General features: G+C 65.4%; 14 protein-coding genes. 3 read left to right on the forward strand and 11 right to left on the reverse strand.

Annotated features, from left to right (window positions below):
* Positions 1 to 71: 71 nt before the first annotated feature.
* Positions 72 to 1,487 carry an alanine/glycine:cation symporter family protein gene (locus FYK34_RS12710; protein WP_149296991.1) on the reverse strand — a complete coding sequence of 472 codons (1,416 nt, stop codon included), beginning with the start codon at positions 1,485 to 1,487 and terminating at the stop codon, positions 72 to 74.
* 353 nt (positions 1,488 to 1,840) lie between these two features.
* Here FYK34_RS12710 and FYK34_RS12715 point away from each other — a divergent pair, with 353 nt between their 5' ends.
* Entirely contained in the window at positions 1,841 to 2,572 is a 732-nt protein-coding gene (locus FYK34_RS12715; RefSeq protein WP_196782492.1) for a substrate-binding periplasmic protein, read from the forward strand.
* Positions 2,573 to 2,576: 4 nt separating this feature from the next.
* On the opposite strand, the gene ugpQ is transcribed toward FYK34_RS12715, so the two are convergent.
* The 9 genes from ugpQ to FYK34_RS12760 all read right to left on the reverse strand — a co-directional run bounded on the left by ugpQ (position 2,577) and on the right by FYK34_RS12760 (position 12,065).
* The gene (ugpQ, locus tag FYK34_RS12720; protein WP_149296993.1) at positions 2,577 to 3,326 is read right to left on the reverse strand and encodes a glycerophosphodiester phosphodiesterase; all 750 of its coding nucleotides are present in this window, start codon (positions 3,324 to 3,326) and stop codon (positions 2,577 to 2,579) included.
* Positions 3,289 to 4,401: a sn-glycerol-3-phosphate import ATP-binding protein UgpC gene (locus FYK34_RS12725; protein WP_149296995.1), complete on the reverse strand. Its 1,113-nt coding sequence runs from the start codon at positions 4,399 to 4,401 to the stop codon at positions 3,289 to 3,291. Before FYK34_RS12725 ends, ugpQ begins: the two co-directional genes overlap by 38 nt.
* 12 nt (positions 4,402 to 4,413) lie before the next feature.
* Positions 4,414 to 5,253: a sn-glycerol-3-phosphate ABC transporter permease UgpE gene (ugpE, locus tag FYK34_RS12730; RefSeq protein WP_149296997.1), complete on the reverse strand. Its 840-nt coding sequence runs from the start codon at positions 5,251 to 5,253 to the stop codon at positions 4,414 to 4,416.
* A complete protein-coding gene (gene ugpA, locus FYK34_RS12735; protein ID WP_149296999.1) occupies positions 5,253 to 6,134 on the reverse strand; it encodes a sn-glycerol-3-phosphate ABC transporter permease UgpA in 882 nt (293 codons plus the stop codon). The genes ugpE and ugpA overlap by 1 nt, the downstream gene beginning before the upstream one ends.
* 56 nt (positions 6,135 to 6,190) lie before the next feature.
* The gene (gene ugpB / locus FYK34_RS12740) at positions 6,191 to 7,519 is read right to left on the reverse strand and encodes a sn-glycerol-3-phosphate ABC transporter substrate-binding protein UgpB (RefSeq protein ID WP_149297000.1); all 1,329 of its coding nucleotides are present in this window, start codon (positions 7,517 to 7,519) and stop codon (positions 6,191 to 6,193) included.
* Positions 7,520 to 7,704: 185 nt separating this feature from the next.
* Positions 7,705 to 8,715, reverse strand: coding sequence for a cytochrome d ubiquinol oxidase subunit II (locus tag FYK34_RS12745; RefSeq protein WP_149297002.1), 1,011 nt, complete (start codon positions 8,713 to 8,715; stop codon positions 7,705 to 7,707).
* Entirely contained in the window at positions 8,712 to 10,052 is a 1,341-nt protein-coding gene (locus FYK34_RS12750) for a cytochrome ubiquinol oxidase subunit I (RefSeq protein WP_149297004.1), read from the reverse strand. Before FYK34_RS12750 ends, FYK34_RS12745 begins: the two co-directional genes overlap by 4 nt.
* A 6-nt stretch (positions 10,053 to 10,058) precedes the next feature.
* Positions 10,059 to 10,625: a GbsR/MarR family transcriptional regulator gene (locus FYK34_RS12755; protein ID WP_149297006.1), complete on the reverse strand. Its 567-nt coding sequence runs from the start codon at positions 10,623 to 10,625 to the stop codon at positions 10,059 to 10,061.
* A gap of 177 nt (positions 10,626 to 10,802) precedes the next feature.
* Positions 10,803 to 12,065 (reverse strand): glycerate kinase type-2 family protein, encoded by a 1,263-nt coding sequence (locus FYK34_RS12760; protein ID WP_149297008.1) that lies wholly within the window; start codon positions 12,063 to 12,065, stop codon positions 10,803 to 10,805.
* A gap of 157 nt (positions 12,066 to 12,222) precedes the next feature.
* On the opposite strand from FYK34_RS12760, the gene mutS reads away from it, so the two are divergent.
* Both mutS and FYK34_RS12770 read left to right on the forward strand, forming a co-directional pair.
* A complete protein-coding gene (mutS, locus tag FYK34_RS12765) occupies positions 12,223 to 14,760 on the forward strand; it encodes a DNA mismatch repair protein MutS (RefSeq protein ID WP_168209740.1) in 2,538 nt (845 codons plus the stop codon).
* Between the two features lie 65 nt (positions 14,761 to 14,825).
* Complete coding sequence (locus FYK34_RS12770; RefSeq protein WP_149297011.1) at positions 14,826 to 15,251, forward strand: hypothetical protein; 426 nt, start codon at positions 14,826 to 14,828, stop codon at positions 15,249 to 15,251.
* Positions 15,252 to 15,406: 155 nt separating this feature from the next.
* Here FYK34_RS12770 and FYK34_RS12775 read toward each other — a convergent pair whose 3' ends face one another.
* Complete coding sequence (locus FYK34_RS12775; RefSeq protein ID WP_149297013.1) at positions 15,407 to 16,078, reverse strand: pseudouridine synthase; 672 nt, start codon at positions 16,076 to 16,078, stop codon at positions 15,407 to 15,409.
* Positions 16,079 to 16,236 lie beyond the last annotated feature (158 nt).

Raw genomic sequence — 16,236 nt, forward strand, 5'->3', positions numbered from 1 at the left:
CGCCGCCCCTCCAAACGACAAAAAGCCCGCCGGAAACGGCGGGCTTTGTCGCATCAGGCGCGGAAGCGGGCTTACCAGACGCCCTTCTCCACCTTGTCCGCCAGTTCCGGGTATTGCTCGGCCTTGAACACCGGCGCGGCCACGCCGGCCTTCAGCTGGCGCTGGTAATCGCCCAGCACGATGAAGAAATAGCGAGACAGCAGCACGATGGCGGCCAGATTGATCAGCGCCATCAGGCCCATGGCCAGGTCCGCCATGTCCCACACCAGCGGCAGGCTGGCCAGCGCGCCGAACAGCACCATGGCCAGCACCAGCAGGCGGAAGCCCAGCAGCACGGCCTTGTTGTTGCGGATGAACTCGACATTGCCCTCGGCGTAAGCGTAATTGCCCAGGATGGACGAAAACGCGAACAGGAACATCGCCACCGCCAGGAAGGACGCGCCCAGAGTGCCGAACTGCGACTCGATGGCCTTTTGCGTCAGCGCCACGCCGCTCAGGCCAGGCTCGTTCACGCCGGACAACAGAATGATGGCCGCGGTGGCGGTGCACACCACCATGGTGTCGATGAACACGCCGAACATCTGGATCGCGCCCTGGCTGGCCGGATGCCTGGAAGTGGCCGTGGCCGCCGCGTTGGGCGCCGAACCCATGCCGGCCTCGTTGGAGAACAAGCCGCGCTTGATGCCCAGCATCATCGCCTGGCTCACCGCGTAACCGGCCACGCCGCCGGCGGCCTGCTCCAGGCCCAGCGCGCTCTTGACGATCAGCGCGATCATGCCCGGCAGCTCCGCCGCGTGGGTCGCCAGCACGTAGAAGGCCATCAGCAGGTAGATCAGCGCCATCACCGGCACCATCCACTCGGCCACCCGCGCCACGGCGCGCACGCCGCCGAAAATCACCGGCGCGCTCAGCAACACCAGCCCGATGCCCACCGCATAGCGGTTCCAGCCCCAGGCGCCTTCTGTCGCGGCGACGATGGAGTTGGCCTGCACCGCGTTGAACACCAGGCCGAAGGCCAGGATCAGGCATAGCGCAAACAAGACGCCCAGCCAGCGCTGGCCCAGGCCCTTTTGAATGTAATACGCGGGGCCGCCGCGGAAGGTGTCGTCGTGATGGCTGGTCTTGAACAGCTGGGCCAGCGTCGATTCGACAAAGGCGCTGGACATGCCGAGCAAGGCGGTCAGCCACATCCAGAACACCGCGCCGGGGCCGCCGGCTGCGATGGCGATGGCCACGCCGGCGATATTGCCGGTGCCCACGCGGCTGGCCAAGCCAGTGGCGAAGGCCTGAAACGGCGAGATGTCATCCTTGCTGACATGGCCGCCGCGGCCGCCCAGCATTTCGCGCCAGCCGCGCGGAAACAGCCGCAATTGCAAAAAGCCCGAACGCAACGTGAAGTACAGGCCTACCGCCAACAAGAGGGCGATCAGCAGCTTGCCCCACAGCACGTCGTTGACGGCATTGATCAATGAGTGAAACAACTCCATGATTCTCCTTGGATTTCCTGAGCGTTTTGCCCCGTCTCCCGTCGCAGCGGCAACCTTCCCGATCTGCGGCCGGGTTGGGCTCATGCGCGAGAACGCGCGGCGACTATCTAAACTGAAACGGCGGACAGGCGACGCGGGGGTCGCGGCGGGAAGGGGCGCGGTAAGGGAAGCCTCGCCGAGCGCTATCGGCCAGGCGGCAGTGCCGCCCTGGCAAGGCCGGCCAAAATCTAGCAATAAAGTTTCCGTACTGACAATTAAAAATAAGTAAATACACTGTAAACACGAAGCCAAAAACGAGCATGCTAAGCTGAAGCTGGACAAGGACTTCGCGCGGGAAGAAAGGAGAAAAAGCGATGATGCGCATCGGCTGCCTTGGCCTGTTGCTGTGCGCCGCCCTCAGCCGCGCCGCGACAGCCGCCCCCTGGCAACTGGTGGCGGACGAGAGCTTCGAGCCGTACAGCTATCTGGCGGCGGACGAGAAGACGCCGCAAGGCCTGGACGTGGAATTGGTGAGCGCGGTGATGCGCGAGACCGGCCAGCCTTTCCGCATCACCCTGCTGCCCTGGGAGCGCGTCAAGCAGAGGCTGGCGCTGAAGCAAGCCGACGCCGGCTTCGTCTTTACCGGCACCGCGGCGCGGCGCGCCGAATATGAGCTGGTCGGCCCCTTGCGCCAGGGCGAGACCGTATTCCTCACCCTGAATAACGGCGCCTTGCGCGATTGGCGCAGCCTGGACGACCTCAAGCCCTATTTGATAGGCCAGGTGCACGGCTACGCCTACGACACCGCATTCGACCAGGCGCAGCTGAACCGCGACACGCATGCCGCCTCGCCGCGGCAGCTGGTGGCCATGCTGCTGGCCGGGCGCGTGGATCTGATCGTCGGCGACAAGGTGCAGTTGCTGTATTTCGCCCAGCAGCTGCACGCCGGCGGCCAGGTGCGCGTCCTGCCCAAACCCCTGGTGGAGATGCCGCGCTACGTCGCCTTCGCCAAGGGCGATCCGCGCGCGCGGCTGTTCGATGCGGCATTGAAGCGGCTGCAGCAGCGCGGCGCGCTGCCACCGATATTCCAACGCTGGCCGCAGTGAGCGCTCAGCGCGCCGGCAGCAAATCCAGCCTGTCGGTGCACAGGCTGTCCACGCCCCAGCCCAGCAGGACGCGCGCGCGCGCCGGATCGTTCACCGTGTAGCACAGCAGCTGGTAGCCGGCCTGTTTGATGTCGCGCGCCAGCGCCTCGGTCAAGGTTTCGTGGTCGCAGTGCAGCGCCATGCAGTCCAGCTCTGCCAGAATCTCCCGCCAGTCGGCCGGAATGGCCTCGCACAGGAAGGCGCGCGGCAGCGCCGGCGCGGCGGCCTGGGCCGCGCGCAGCGCGTCGATTTCAAACGAGGACAATAGCGGCGGCACCGCCGCGCCGGCCCACAGCCGCGCCGCCTCCCGCGCGACGATGCGGCCGGTTTCCTCGAAACGGCCCGGACACGGCTTGATTTCTATGTTCAACAACATGCCCTGCGCCCGGCAATAGGCCGCCACATTGGCCAGCGTCGGCAGCGCCTCGCCAGCATAAGCCGCGCCCTTCCAGCCGCCGGCATCCAGCACGGACAGCTCGGCCATGGTCTTGGCCCTGGCCTCGCCCTGGCCGTTGCTGGTGCGGCCCACCGTGTCGTCGTGCAAGAGGAAGCAGACATTGTCGGCGGACAGCTTCACGTCGCACTCGGCCGCGCGGTAACCGTAGCGCATGCCCTCGCGGAAACCGGCCAGGGTGTTCTCCGGCGCCAGCGTGCCGCCGCCGCGGTGGGCGACGACTTCAGGATACGGCCAGGGCTGCTTGGGGTGCTGCGACATATTCGATTCTCCGTTGAGTTTCCGCGTCAAACAGGTGCAGCGCCTCCGGCCGCACCGTCAATTCCAGCCGGTTGCCCGGCGCCGGCCGCTGGCCGTGCGGCAGCCGAACCGCCGCCGGCTGCCCCGCCAGGCAGCCGTAAGCGTAATTATCCGCTCCCAGCGCCTCTACCGTCTCCACGCTCAGGCTCAGCTTGAGGCCGGAATCGCCGCCCTGGCGCAAATGCTCGGGGCGGATGCCCAGCTTCAGCGTCCGGCCCGCCAGCGCAGGCGCGGCTGCCGGCAACGTCAGTTCCATGCTCGCTCCCAGCAGCAGCCGCTCGCCGCGCTCGTCGGCCCGCGCGTCCAGCAAATTCATGCCTGGCGAGCCGATGAAGCCGGCGACGAAAGCGGAGGCCGGCCGGTCGTAGATTTCGTCCGGCGCGCCTATCTGCTCGATATGGCCCTGCTTCAGCACGATGACGCGGTCCGCCAGCGTCATCGCCTCCACCTGGTCGTGCGTGACGTAGAGGCTGGTGGTGGCCAGGCGGCGGTGCAGCCGCTGGATTTCCTGGCGCATCTGGCCGCGCAGCTTGGCGTCCAGATTGGACAGCGGCTCGTCGAACAGGAACACCGCCGGCTCGCGCACGATGGCGCGTCCCATGGCCACGCGCTGGCGCTGGCCGCCGGACAGCTCGCGCGGCCTGCGTGCCAGCAGCGGCTCTAGCTCCAGCACCGCCGCCGCCTTTTGCACGCGCGCGGCGATCTCGGCCTTGGCCAGGCCCTTGATCTTCAAGGCGTAGCCCATGTTCTCCGCCACTGTCATGTGCGGATACAGCGCGTAGTTCTGGAACACCATGGCGATGTCGCGGTCCTTGGGCTCCAGCGCGTTGACCAGGCGCTCGCCGATGCGGATCTCGCCCTCCTCCGTGCTTTCCAGGCCCGCCACCATGCGCAAGAGCGTGGACTTGCCGCAGCCGGACGCGCCGACGATGACCACGAACTCGCCGTCGGCGATGTCCACCGAGATGTTTTCCAGCACCTTGCGCTCCGCTCCCGGATAACGCTTGGCGACATTGTGCAGACTCAGTTTTGCCATCTGGCCTCTTCCTTATTTCTCGTTGTCCACCAGGCCCTTGACGAACCAGCGCTGCATGAAGATCACCACCGCCAAGGGCGGCAGCAGGGTAAGCAAGGCCGAGGCCATCACCAGCTGCCATTGCACCGCGCCCTCTCCCAGCATGCCCTTGATGGCGATCACCGCGGTGGACATGGCCGGATCGCTGGTGACCAACAGCGGCCACAGATACTGGTTCCAGCCATAGATGAAGGTAATCACGAACAGCGCCGCCAGATTGGTGCGCGACAGCGGCAGCGCCACGTCGATCAGGAAGCGAATGGGCCCCGCGCCATCCACCCGCGCCGCTTCCATCAATTCCTTGGGCAAGGTCATGAAGAACTGGCGCAGCAGGAAAGTAGCCGTGGCCGATGCGATCAAGGGCAGGGTCAGTCCGGCGTAGCTATTGATCAGCCCCATCTGAGTCACCACCTCCACCGTCGGAAATATCCGCACTTCCACCGGCAGCATCAGCGTGGCGAAGATCAGCGCGAAACCGGTCTTGCGCAGCGGAAAGCGGAAATAAACGATGGCGTAGGCCGACAGGAAGGAGATGAAAATCTTGCCGACCGCGATCAAGAGCGCCATGACCAGGCTATTCCACAGCGTGCGCGCCAGCGGCACCGCCAGCCCGCCGCTGCCGCTCCACAGCACGGTGGACAGGTTGTGCCACAGCTCGCCGCCCGGCAGCAGCGACAAGGGCGCATGCGTCACCTGTTCGGCGCTCTGGCTGGCTGCGGCCAGCATCAAATACAGCGGAAAGGCGACGACCAGCGCGCCCGCGATCAGCATCGCATGGCAGAACAGGTCCAGCCCCTTGCGGTTCTCCACCATCAGTACTGCACCTTTCTTTCCACGTAACGGAACTGGATCAGGGTCAGCAGGCCCACCACCGCCATCAACACCACGGACTGCGCGGCGGAGCTGCCCAGGTCCAGGCCCTTGAAGCCCTCCAGATAGACCTTGAGTATCATGGTCTCGGTAGACTTGCCCGGCCCGCCGCCGGTGGCGGCGTCTATCACGGCGAAGGTGTCGAAAAAGGCGTAGACCAGGTTGACCACCAGCAAGAAGAAGCTGGTGGGCGACAACAGCGGAAACACCAAGTCGCGGAAGCGGCGCAAGGGGCCGGCGCCGTCTATCGCGGCCGCCTCGATCAAGGACGCCGGTATCGCCTGCAGGCCGGCGTAGAAAAACAGGAAGTTGTAGCTGATCTGCTTCCAGGCCGAGGCCAGCACCACCAAGAGCAGCGCCTGGCCGCCATACAGCGCGTGGTTCCACTCATAGCCGGCCAGCCGCAAGAGGTAGCTGATCCAGCCCAGGCTGGGATTGAACAGGAACAGCCACAGCACGGCCACCACGGAGGGCGCGATGGCGTAAGGCGCGATCAGCACGGTCTGGTAAATGCGCTTGCCGCGCGTGATCTGGTTGGCCATCACCGCCAGCAATAGCGCGCTGCCGGTGCCGAGCAAAGTCACCAAGGCGCTGAACAACAGCGTGGTGCGCACGGTGCCGAGATAGTACGGGTCATGGAACAGCTGGCTGAAATTGGCCAGGCCGACGAACTGGCTGTCCAGGCCGAACGGATCCTGCTGCTGGGCCGACTGCCACAAGGCCTCGGCCGCCGGCCACAGGAAGAAAGCCACGGTGATGGCCAGCTGAGGCGTCAATAGCGCCAGGCCCAGCCAGCGGTTGGGGAAATGCGGGCGATTCTGCATAAAGGCTCCAAGACAAAGCGGGCGGCCTCGCGGCGCGCCCGCTCCCTATGCGCGTATCAGCTGGCGGTCTTCTCGAAGCGGCGCAGCAGCTCATTGCCGCGCTGCACCGCGCTGTCCAGCGCCTGCTTGGCGGTCTTCTTGCCGGTCCACACTTCTTCCAGCTCTTCGTCCATCACGGTGCGGATCTGCGGCATATAGCCCAGGCGCAGGCCGCGGGTGTACGGCTTGGGCGGCTTGTTCTGCATCTGCAGCGCCGGGATGTCCGCTCCCGGATTTTGCTTATAGAAGCCTTCCTGGCGGCTCATGTCGTAAGCGGCCTTCACCACCGGCAGATAGCCGGTGTCCTGGTGCCATTTGGCCATCACCGTCGGCGAGGTCAGCAGCTTGAAAAACTGGGCCACGCCCTTGTACTCGGCCGGGCTCTTGCCGCCCATCACCCACAGGCTGGCGCCGCCGATCAGCGCGTTCTGCGGCGCGCCCTTCACCGACGGGTCATACGGCATCATGCCCATGCCGAAGGCGAACTTGGCGTTCTTGCGGATATTGGCCAGCGAGCCGGAGCTGCCGGTCATGATGCCGCACTCGCCGCTGTAGAACTTCAACGTGGCCTCGTCCTTGCGGCCGGCGTAAGTAAAGCTGCCGTCCTTGGCCATCTTGGCCAGCATCTCGATATGCTTGACCTGGGCCGGGCCGTTGAACTGCAGCACGGCGCCTTCGCCGCCGAAACCGTTGTTCTCGCTGGCGAACGGCAGGTTATGCCAGGCGCTGTAGTTCTCCAGCTGCACCCAGCCTTGCCAGCCGGTGCTGTAGCCGCAGCGCATGCCGGAAGCCTTGAGCTTGGCGGCGGCGGCGGCCAGTTCCGGCCAGGTTTTGGGCGGCGTGTCCGGCAGGCCGGCCTTCTTGAAGGCTTCCTTGTTGTAGTACAACACCGGGGTGGAGCTGTTGAACGGCAAGGACAGCAGGCGGCCAGTCTTGGCGTCGGAGTAATAGCTGGCCACCGCCGGAATGAAGGCCTTCTCATCCAGCTTCACGCCGGCGTCGGCCATGACTTGGTACACCGGCTTGATGGCCTTCTTGGCTTGGATCATGGTGGCGGTGCCCACTTCGAACACCTGCACGATGGCCGGCGCGTTGCCGCTGCGGTAAGCCGCGATAGCGGCGGCCAGCGATTCGTCATACTGGCCCTTGTACACCGGCACCACTTTGTAGTCCTTCTGACTGGCATTGAACTGCGCGGCGATGGCGTTGACGCGTTCGCCTAGGGCGCCATCCATAGAGTGCCAGAACTGGATTTCGGTGGCAGCCTGGGCGGACAGGGACAGCGTCAGCAGCAAGGGGGCCAGCGCGCCGGCGCGGCGGGCGGTGCGGGACAGGGCAAGCTTCATTATTAGCTCCGGGGTTAAGGAGGGCATGGCGTCAAGCGGCGGATTGTGGCCCGCCAAAATGACAATATGTTTACATTAATGTTTCAATATGCCCGCGACAAGCCCCAGCCACCGAAAATTCTCATGCCTGCCATGAAAAAAAGGCGGCACCCTGCGGCGCCGCCCCTATGCCCTCCTCGCTAAGCTCACTGATAGCTAAGCTTGTCTGCCTTGCCCCAGAACACGCGGTAGGCGAAAGCCGTGTAGCCGATGATGCATGGCAACACCACGACAGCGCCCCATAGAATCACCCACAAGGCCTCCGGATCGGCCGCCGCCTGCCAGATGGTCATGCGGCCTATCACCATTTGCGGGAACACGCTGTAGGCCAGCCCCCAGAACGACAGCAGCACAATGCCGACGCTGGCGGCGAAAGGCAGCCAGCAGAAGGCGTCGTTGCCGGCCGCCTGGCGCCGCGCCAGCCGGGGCAAGCTCAGCCACAGCAGGACAAACAAGGCCAGCGAGCCCAAGGGCAGCGGCAGCAACAGCAGGAATTGCGGCAGCGCGAACCACTTGGCGGCGATGCCGGGATTGGCCAGCGGCGTCACCACCGATACCGCCAGCACCGCCATGCCCGCGCCGTACAGCGCGTATTCGGCCCAGACAATCGCCTTGGCCTGCAGCGCGCCATGCGTCTTCATCACCAGCCAGCTGGCGCCCAACAAGGCGTAGGCCAAGGCCAGGCCCGCGCCCACCACCAAGGCGAATACCCAGGCGACGGCGCCGTCGGCGAAGCCAGTCAGGAAGCGGCCCAACATCACGCCCTGAGCCAAGGCCGCCAGCAAGGAACCGCCGGCGAAGGCCGCGTTCCACCAGGGTTTGTGCGGGTCCTGCGCCTTGACGCGGAAATCGAAAGCCACGCCGCGCAGGATCAGCCCCACCAGCATGGCCAGCACCGGCAGGTAGAGCGCGCCGAACACGATGCCGTGCGCCACCGGAAACGCCACCAAGAGCAGGCCGGCGCCCAGCACCAGCCAGGTTTCGTTGGCGTCCCAGAACGGGCCGATGGAGCCGACCATCACGTCTTTTTCTCCATCCTCCGCCAGCGGCAGCAGAATGCCGACGCCGAGGTCGAAGCCGTCCAGCACCACGTACACCAGCATGGCCAGCGCCATCAGTCCGGCGAAAATCGCCGGCAGGTAGAATGCCTCGCTCATGCCAGTTTCTCCTTCAGTTGGATGTCGCCCGCGGCGTCATGCGCGCCGGCCTTGCGCGCCAGGTGGAACAGCACCGAGATGTAGGCCGCCAGCAGCAGCGCGTACAGCGCGAGATAAGTCGTCAAGGACGTGAACAGCATCGGCCCCGTCGCCTGGCCGGCCGCCTGCGCGGTGGTCAGCACGCCGGTCACCAGCCAGGGCTGGCGGCCGATCTCGGTGACGAACCAGCCGGCCAAGGTGGCCACCCAGCCGGAAAACGTCATCCACAGCAGCGCGCGCGCCAGGCCCTGCCCCGGCTCGCCGCGCGTTTTCAAGCGCCAGGCCGCCAGCCAGGACACCAGCAGCATCAGCATGCCCATGCCCACCATCACGCGGAAGCTCCAGAACACCTTGGCCACCGGCGCATGCTGCGCGAACTCGTTCAGGCCCTTGATCTCGCCGCCCCACTGGTGGGTCAGGATCAGGCTGCCCAGCTGCGGCACGCCGATGGCGTAATCGTTGCTGCGGGTTTCGGCGTTGGGCAGCGCGAACAGCAGCAGCGGCACGTCTTTCTCGGTGTGCCAGATGCCTTCTATCGCGGCCAGCTTGGCCGGTTGGTGTTTCAGCGTGTTCAGGCCGTGCATGTCGCCGACGAACATCTGCAGCGGGATCAGCATGGCGGCCAGGAAGACGCCGGTTTTCAAGGCCGACATCACGCCGCGGCCGCGCTCGCCGCGCAAGTAGCGGTAAGCGGACAAACCAGCCACCAGGAAGGCCACGGTCAGGCCGGAGGCGATCAGCATATGGGTCAGCCGGTACGGCATGGACGGATTGAAGATCACCTCCCACCAGCTCAGCACATGGGCGCGGCCGTCGCGCATCACGAAGCCGGTCGGCGTCTGCATCCAGGAATTGAGCGCGATGATCCAGAACGCCGACACGGTGTTGCCGAAGGCCACCAGGAAAGTGGCCAGGGTGTGCACCCTCTCCGGCACCCGGCTCCGCCCGAACAGCATGATGCCGAGGAAGCCGGCTTCCAGGAAAAACGCGGTCAGGATCTCATAAGCCAAGAGCGGGCCGGCGATATTGCCCACGGTCTGCATATAGCCGGGCCAGTTGGTGCCGAACTGGAAGCTCATGGTCACGCCGGACACCACGCCCAGGGCAAAGGACAACGCGAAAATCTTCACCCAGAAGTGATAGGCGTCCATCCAGCCCTGCTCGCCGGTCTGGCGGAAGCGCAGCTTGAAAAACAGCAGCACCCAGGCCAGCGCGATATTGATGCTGGGAAACAGGATGTGGAACGAGATATTGGTGGCGAACTGGATGCGCGCCAGCGTGACGGGATCGAGGTCCATCGCTTGCTACTCCTTGTCTGCGTCACGCTGTCCCAGCCGGGACAGCGATTGGGTGAACTGTAAGACCTTCTGCACCTGGGAACCCAGCTTCATCAGCCGCTGCAGCGTCTCCACGTCCATGTGCTGGATGTCGGAGAACCAGGTGGTGACCAGCTCGATCAGCTGGTACATCTCCTTCATCCTGGCCTGCGCGTGCTGCTCGGCCTCGCTGGCCGGGCTTTCCATGATGGCGCCGCGCAGCATGGTCAGCGTCGGCTCCACTTCGCGCTTCTTGCGCTCCTCGGCCAGGGTTTTAAAGATCAGCCACACGTCTTCCGGCGTGGAGAAGTATTCGCGCCGATCGCCCGGAAAGTGCTGCAGCTTGACCAGCCGCCATGACTGCAGCTCCTTCAGCCCCATGCTGACATTGGAGCGCGAACAGCCTATGGATTCGCCGATTTCGTCGGCGTTCAGCGGTTTTTCCGAGACGTACAGCAAAGCGTAGATCTGGCCGACGGTGCGGTTGATGCCCCAGCGGCTGCCCATCTCGCCGAAATGCAGCACGAAGGCCTGTACCAAAGGTGGGAGGGTCATGAATTTTCCAATTTTCAGTAATTTCTGAAAGTTTGATATGAATCATAGGTTGACCATCCCAACCCAGTCAATACGAACAGTTGTTGATCTGTCCGCTTGACGCCATGCCAAATCCATATTCAAGGCAAGAAAAAAGCCATGGCTAAGCATGGCAGGCAGGCGGATTCACGCGCCGATTCAAAGCAATAGGATGGCTCGGAAGTCGTTGACGTTGGTGTGAGTGGGGCCCGTGATCAGCAGATCGTCCAGCGCGGCAAAGAAACCATAGCCGTCATTGTCCGCCAGACTGTCCTGCGCCCGCAGGCCCAGCGCCGCCGCGCGCGCCAGCGTGTCCGGCGCGATCCAGGCGCCGGCGTTGTCCTCGCTGCCGTCTATGCCGTCGGTGTCCGCCGCCAGCGCGTAAGCACCCAGCAGGCCGTTCAGCGCGATGGCTAGGGCCAGCAGAAACTCGCTGTTGCGTCCGCCCCTGCCCTTGCCCCGCAACGTCACCGTGGTTTCGCCGCCGGACAGGATCAGCGCCGGCCTGGCCACAGGCGCATCGCGCAGGGCGATTTGCCGGGCGATGCCGGCATGCACCTTTGCGACCTCCCGCGCCTCGCCCTCTATGCTGTCGCCCAGCAGCAGCACGTCGTAGCCCAGCCGCCTCGCCTCCGCCTCCGCCGCGCGCAGGGCTTGCTGCGGCGCGGCGATCAGCCGGTATTCGGCATGGGCCAGCCGCGCGTCGCCCGGCTTGGGCGTTTCGTCCGGCTCCGCCGCCAGATGCGCGCGCACGGCGGGCGGCAGCGCCAAGCCGTACTTGGCGATCACCGCGCGCGCGTCGGCGTAAGTCGTCGGGTCCGCGACGGTGGGACCGGAAGCGATCACCGCAGGATCGTCGCCCACCACGTCGGAAATCGCCAAGGTCACCAGCCGCGCCGGCGCGCAGGCCAACGCCAGCCGCCCGCCCTTGATGGCGGACAGGTGCTTGCGCACGGCGTTCATCTCGTCGATGCCCGCGCCGCAGGCCAGCAGCTGCCGGCTGACTTCCTGCTTGTCTGCCAGGCTGATGCCGTCCGCCGGCAGGCTCAGCAAGGCCGAGCCGCCGCCGGACAGCAGGCAGATCACCAAATCGTCCGCCGTCAGCCCGCCCACCGCGTCCAAGATCCGCCGCGCGGCCGCGCAGCCAGCCTCGTCCGGCACCGGATGCGAGGCCTCCAGCACCTCGATGCGCCGCGTCGGCGCCGCGTGGCCGTAACGCGTCGCCACCACGCCGGACAGCTCGCCCGGCCACGCGTTCTCCAGTATCCGCGCCATCTCAGCGGCGGCCTTGCCCGCGCCCACCACCACGGTGCGGCCCCTGGGCGGCGGCGGCAAATGGTCGAGCAGGCGCTCCGGCTTGACGCTGGCGACGGCGACATCGAACAGGCGGCGCAACACTTCTTGCGGCGATAGACGGGACATGGCGCTTCCTCCTTGGTTTATGACTTGATTGTGGCTCAGCCAGCCACGGCTGACACCCCCGCCGCCGCGGGTTAAAATGGCCTCGATTCCAACGCCCCGTCCTCGCCGGGGCGTTACGCATTTATCCAGACTGACCCAAAGCAGAGCCAGATACCCGATGAGCACGCCCCAGCACACCCCGATGATGCAGCAATATTTAGCCCTCAAGCGCGAACACGCAGACAAACTGCTGTTCTACCGCATGGGCGACTTCTATGAGCTGTTCTACGAGGATGCGGAAAAAGCGGCGCGGCTGTTGGACATCACCCTGACCGCGCGCGGCGCCAGCGCCGGCGTGCCGATCAAGATGGCCGGCATCCCCTACCACGCCGCCGAGGGCTATCTGGCGCGGCTGGTGAAGATGGGCGAATCGGTGGCCATCGCCGAGCAGATCGGCGACCCGGCCCTTGCCAAGGGCCCGGTGGAGCGCAAGGTGGTGCGCATCGTCACACCGGGCACGCTGACCGACGCGGCGCTGCTGGACGACAAGCGCGACAACCTGGTGCTGGCCGTCAATATGGTCAAGGGCGTGCTGGGCCTGGCCTGGCTGTCGCTCGCCAGCGGCGAATTCAAGATCATGCAGGCCGGCGTGGAAGATTTGTCCAGCGAGCTGGAGCGGCTGAAGCCGGCAGAGCTGGTGATCCCGGACGACACCGGCCTGGCGGCTTTCGAAGGCATATCCATGCCGAAGAAAAAACTGCCGCCGTGGCAGTTCGACATCGAATCGTCCAAGCTGGCGCTGACCCGCCACTTCGGCACCCGCGACCTGGCCGGCTTCGGCGCCGACACGCTGCCGGTGGCCGTCGGCGCGGCCGGCGCCTTGCTGGAATACGTGAAATCCACCCAGGGCGTCAATCCGGCGCATATCTCCGCGCTGTCGGTGGAAGACGCCGGCGAGCTGATCCGCATGGACGCCGCCACCCGCCGCAACCTGGAGTTGACCGAAACCATACGCGGCGAGGCCTCGCCGACGCTGGCCTCCCTGCTGGACACCTGCGCCACCAGCATGGGCAGCCGCCTGCTCGGCCACTGGCTGCACCACCCGATGCGCAACCATAGAAAACTCGCCCGCCGCCACGGCGCGGTGCGCGCGCTGCTCTCACGCTACCAGGACATCCACGCCGAGCTGGACCAGGTATCGGACATCGAACGCATCACCTCGCGCGTGGCGCTGCGCTCCGCCCGCCCACGCGACCTGTCGGCGCTGCGCGACTCGCTGGCCGCGCTGGCCGGCGTCAAGGCGCTGGCCGCCTCGCTAGACTCCGAGCTGCTGCACGAGCTGGCCGGCGTGCTGCCGGTCGATTCGCCGGTGCAGAAAATGCTGGCCGCCGCCATCCTGCCGGAACCCGCCACCTTCCTGCGCGACGGCGGCGTGATCAACAACGGCTTCAGCCCGACGCTGGACGAGCTGCGCGCCATCCAGACCGACTGCGGCGATTTCCTGCTGAAGCTGGAGGCGCGCGAGAAGGAGCGCACCGGCATCACCACGCTGAAGGTGGAATTCAACCGCGTGCACGGCTTCTACATCGAGGTGTCCAAGGCGCAATCGGACAAGGTGCCGGACGACTACCGCCGCCGCCAGACGCTGAAGAACGCCGAGCGCTACATCACGCCGGAGTTGAAGGAATTCGAGGACAAGGCGCTGACCGCGCAAGACCGCGCGCTGGCGTTGGAAAAGCAGCTGTACGAGACGCTGCTGGACGAGTTGGCGCCGCACATCGCCGAGCTGAAGCTGATCGCCCAGGCGGTGGCCGCCCTGGACGTGCTGTCCGCCTTCGCCCAGCGCGCCGCCATCGGCAACTACGCCGAGCCGCAATTCGTGCCCGAGCCCCGTCTCGACATCGTCGCCGGCCGCCACCCGGTGGTGGAGGCGGAGGTCGAGCGCTTCATCGCCAACGACACCAAGCTGTCCGCCGAACGCAAGCTGCTGTTGATCACCGGCCCGAACATGGGCGGTAAATCCACCTATATGCGGCAAAACGCGCTGATCACCCTGCTGGCTCACGTCGGCAGCTTCGTGCCGGCCGACAGCGCCGTGATCGGCCCGATCGACCGCATCTTCACCCGCATCGGCGCGTCGGACGACCTGGCCGGCGGCCGCTCCACCTTCATGGTGGAAATGACCGAGACCGCCAACATCCTCAACAACGCCAGCGAGCACTCGCTGGTGCTGATGGACGAGGTGGGCCGCGGGACGTCCACTTTCGACGGTCTGGCGCTGGCCTGGGCCATCGCCCGCGCGCTGATCGAGAAAAACCGCGCCTATACCTTGTTCGCCACCCACTATTTCGAACTGACCACGCTGGCCGGCGAATACCCGGCGGTGGCCAACGTGCATCTGTCGGCGGTGGAGCACAAGGACCGCATCGTATTCCTGCACCATGTGGAAGACGGCCCGGCCAGCCAGAGCTACGGCCTGGCGGTGGCGCAGCTGGCCGGCGTGCCGGGGAAGGTGATACGCGAGGCGCGCCGCCATCTGGCGGACCTGGAAAACCAGTCCGCCGCGCGCGTGCAGCCGGATCTGTTCGCCGCGCCGGCGGCGGCGGAACCCGAACCGCACCCGGCGCTGGAACGGCTGGCGGAACTCGACCCGGATGATTTCAGTCCCAGACAGGCGCTGGAAATACTGTTCGAACTGAAAAGGCTGACCTTTTGACCAGCTACGTTGGAAATCTTTACCTATTATTACTAAATGGTATCTTTCAACACAGGAGCAATATGATGTCGCTTGAAACCGCTTCCGCCGCGCCCAGCATCCGCCAGCTCCTTGGCAAGCTGGCGGACGACGGGTCCATCGCCCTGTCCCAGATCCGGGAGAAGGCGAATCACGAACTTTCCAGCTTCGCGGAGCTGGCGCAAAAGGAACTTAACCAGTTCGACATCAGCATGCCGCCCGCCATCAGCCTGATCAGCGGCAATGGCTTCCAGCTCTTGCTGGAAAACGCGCATCCGCATGAAGCCGAGATCCAAAACTGGCTGACAGGCAACCTGATCCTGGCCCGCAAGTTCAAGGAAGTCGAAGTGTTGTTTGAATTTGTCCGTGCCGCGGAAAGCGCGGGCGAGGTCTTCCCGGAAAGCTCCAGCTTCCACATTGGACTGACCAGCGCGGGACCCATCGCCTACTTCGAGGACCATCACAGCCGTTAATGCAAGCCTCCGTGATCCAAGATCGGCGCACAGCGCCGCCATCCAGCGGGGAAGCCTAGGCTTCCCCGCCTTGCTTTTCCGCCGCCATTAAAGAGGACACGAAAACGAATCGGCCTGCGCGCCAGGGCCGCCCACCGGGCGAGGCCGGCAGACGCTCAGGACTTCTTGTTGCCGCGCGCGAAACGGAAGGCGGGCGGCGTTCCCTTGACCGACGGCGCGGTATGGCTCCTTGGCGCGCCGCCTCCCGGACCGCGCCCGCCCTGCGGCAGCCTCGGCAAATCCTCCAGCCGCACGTCCAGCTCGCGCGTCTCGCCCGGCGGCAAGCCATCCAGCCGCCACGGGCCGATGGCTACCCGCACCAGACGCAGCGTCGGCAGCCCGGCCTTGGCCGTCATGCGGCGCACCTGGCGGTTCTTGCCTTCGCTGATGATGATTTCCAGCCAGCCGTCCGGCACCGTCTTGCGAAAGCGCACTGGCGGATTGCGCGGCCACAGTTCCGGCGTGGCTATGCGCCTTACCTGGGCCGGCCGGGTGACGAAATCGCCCAGGTCCACGCCGCGGCGCAGCATTTCCAGCTGTTCCTCTTTCGGCTCGCCCTCCACCTGCACCCAGTAGGTCTTGGGCAGCTTCCAGCGCGGATCGGCGATGCGGTGCTGCAACGCGCCGTCCCCGGTCAACAGCAGCAGCCCCTCGCTATCGGTGTCGAGCCGGCCGGCCGGATAGACGCCGGGCAAAGGCACGCAGGACTTCAGCGTCGGATGCGTGGGATGGTCGGAAAACTGGCAGATCACACCATAAGGCTTGTTGAGCAGAATCAGCTTGGACATGCGGCAAACACGGCGAAATGAATTAGGCGAATGATAGCAAGGCTGAGCCTCGCCGTGATCGCAATCGCGCATCCGCGGGGGTCGATTGCTGCTGCGCAGCATTCAAACAATCGTTTTATTCGCATCCGAACGCCAACCGCCCAGTTATCAGGCATAAA

It is taken from the genome of Chromobacterium paludis (genome assembly GCF_008275125.1).
Classification (GTDB): domain Bacteria; phylum Pseudomonadota; class Gammaproteobacteria; order Burkholderiales; family Chromobacteriaceae; genus Chromobacterium; species Chromobacterium paludis.

Excerpts from the sequence above, each read along its gene's own strand:
- FYK34_RS12710 (WP_149296991.1), bottom strand. The coding sequence starts at position 1,487 with ATGGAGTTGTTTCACTCATTGATCAATGCCGTCAACGACGTGCTGTGG.
- FYK34_RS12715 (WP_196782492.1), top strand. The coding sequence starts at position 1,841 with ATGATGCGCATCGGCTGCCTTGGCCTGTTGCTGTGCGCCGCCCTCAGC.
- ugpQ (WP_149296993.1), bottom strand. The coding sequence starts at position 3,326 with ATGTCGCAGCACCCCAAGCAGCCCTGGCCGTATCCTGAAGTCGTCGCC.
- FYK34_RS12725 (WP_149296995.1), bottom strand. The coding sequence starts at position 4,401 with ATGGCAAAACTGAGTCTGCACAATGTCGCCAAGCGTTATCCGGGAGCG.
- ugpE (WP_149296997.1), bottom strand. The coding sequence starts at position 5,253 with ATGGTGGAGAACCGCAAGGGGCTGGACCTGTTCTGCCATGCGATGCTG.
- ugpA (WP_149296999.1), bottom strand. The coding sequence starts at position 6,134 with ATGCAGAATCGCCCGCATTTCCCCAACCGCTGGCTGGGCCTGGCGCTA.
- ugpB (WP_149297000.1), bottom strand. The coding sequence starts at position 7,519 with ATGAAGCTTGCCCTGTCCCGCACCGCCCGCCGCGCCGGCGCGCTGGCC.
- FYK34_RS12745 (WP_149297002.1), bottom strand. The coding sequence starts at position 8,715 with ATGAGCGAGGCATTCTACCTGCCGGCGATTTTCGCCGGACTGATGGCG.
- FYK34_RS12750 (WP_149297004.1), bottom strand. The coding sequence starts at position 10,052 with ATGGACCTCGATCCCGTCACGCTGGCGCGCATCCAGTTCGCCACCAAT.
- FYK34_RS12755 (WP_149297006.1), bottom strand. The coding sequence starts at position 10,625 with ATGACCCTCCCACCTTTGGTACAGGCCTTCGTGCTGCATTTCGGCGAG.
- FYK34_RS12760 (WP_149297008.1), bottom strand. The coding sequence starts at position 12,065 with ATGTCCCGTCTATCGCCGCAAGAAGTGTTGCGCCGCCTGTTCGATGTC.
- mutS (WP_168209740.1), top strand. The coding sequence starts at position 12,223 with ATGAGCACGCCCCAGCACACCCCGATGATGCAGCAATATTTAGCCCTC.
- FYK34_RS12770 (WP_149297011.1), top strand. The coding sequence starts at position 14,826 with ATGTCGCTTGAAACCGCTTCCGCCGCGCCCAGCATCCGCCAGCTCCTT.
- FYK34_RS12775 (WP_149297013.1), bottom strand. The coding sequence starts at position 16,078 with ATGTCCAAGCTGATTCTGCTCAACAAGCCTTATGGTGTGATCTGCCAG.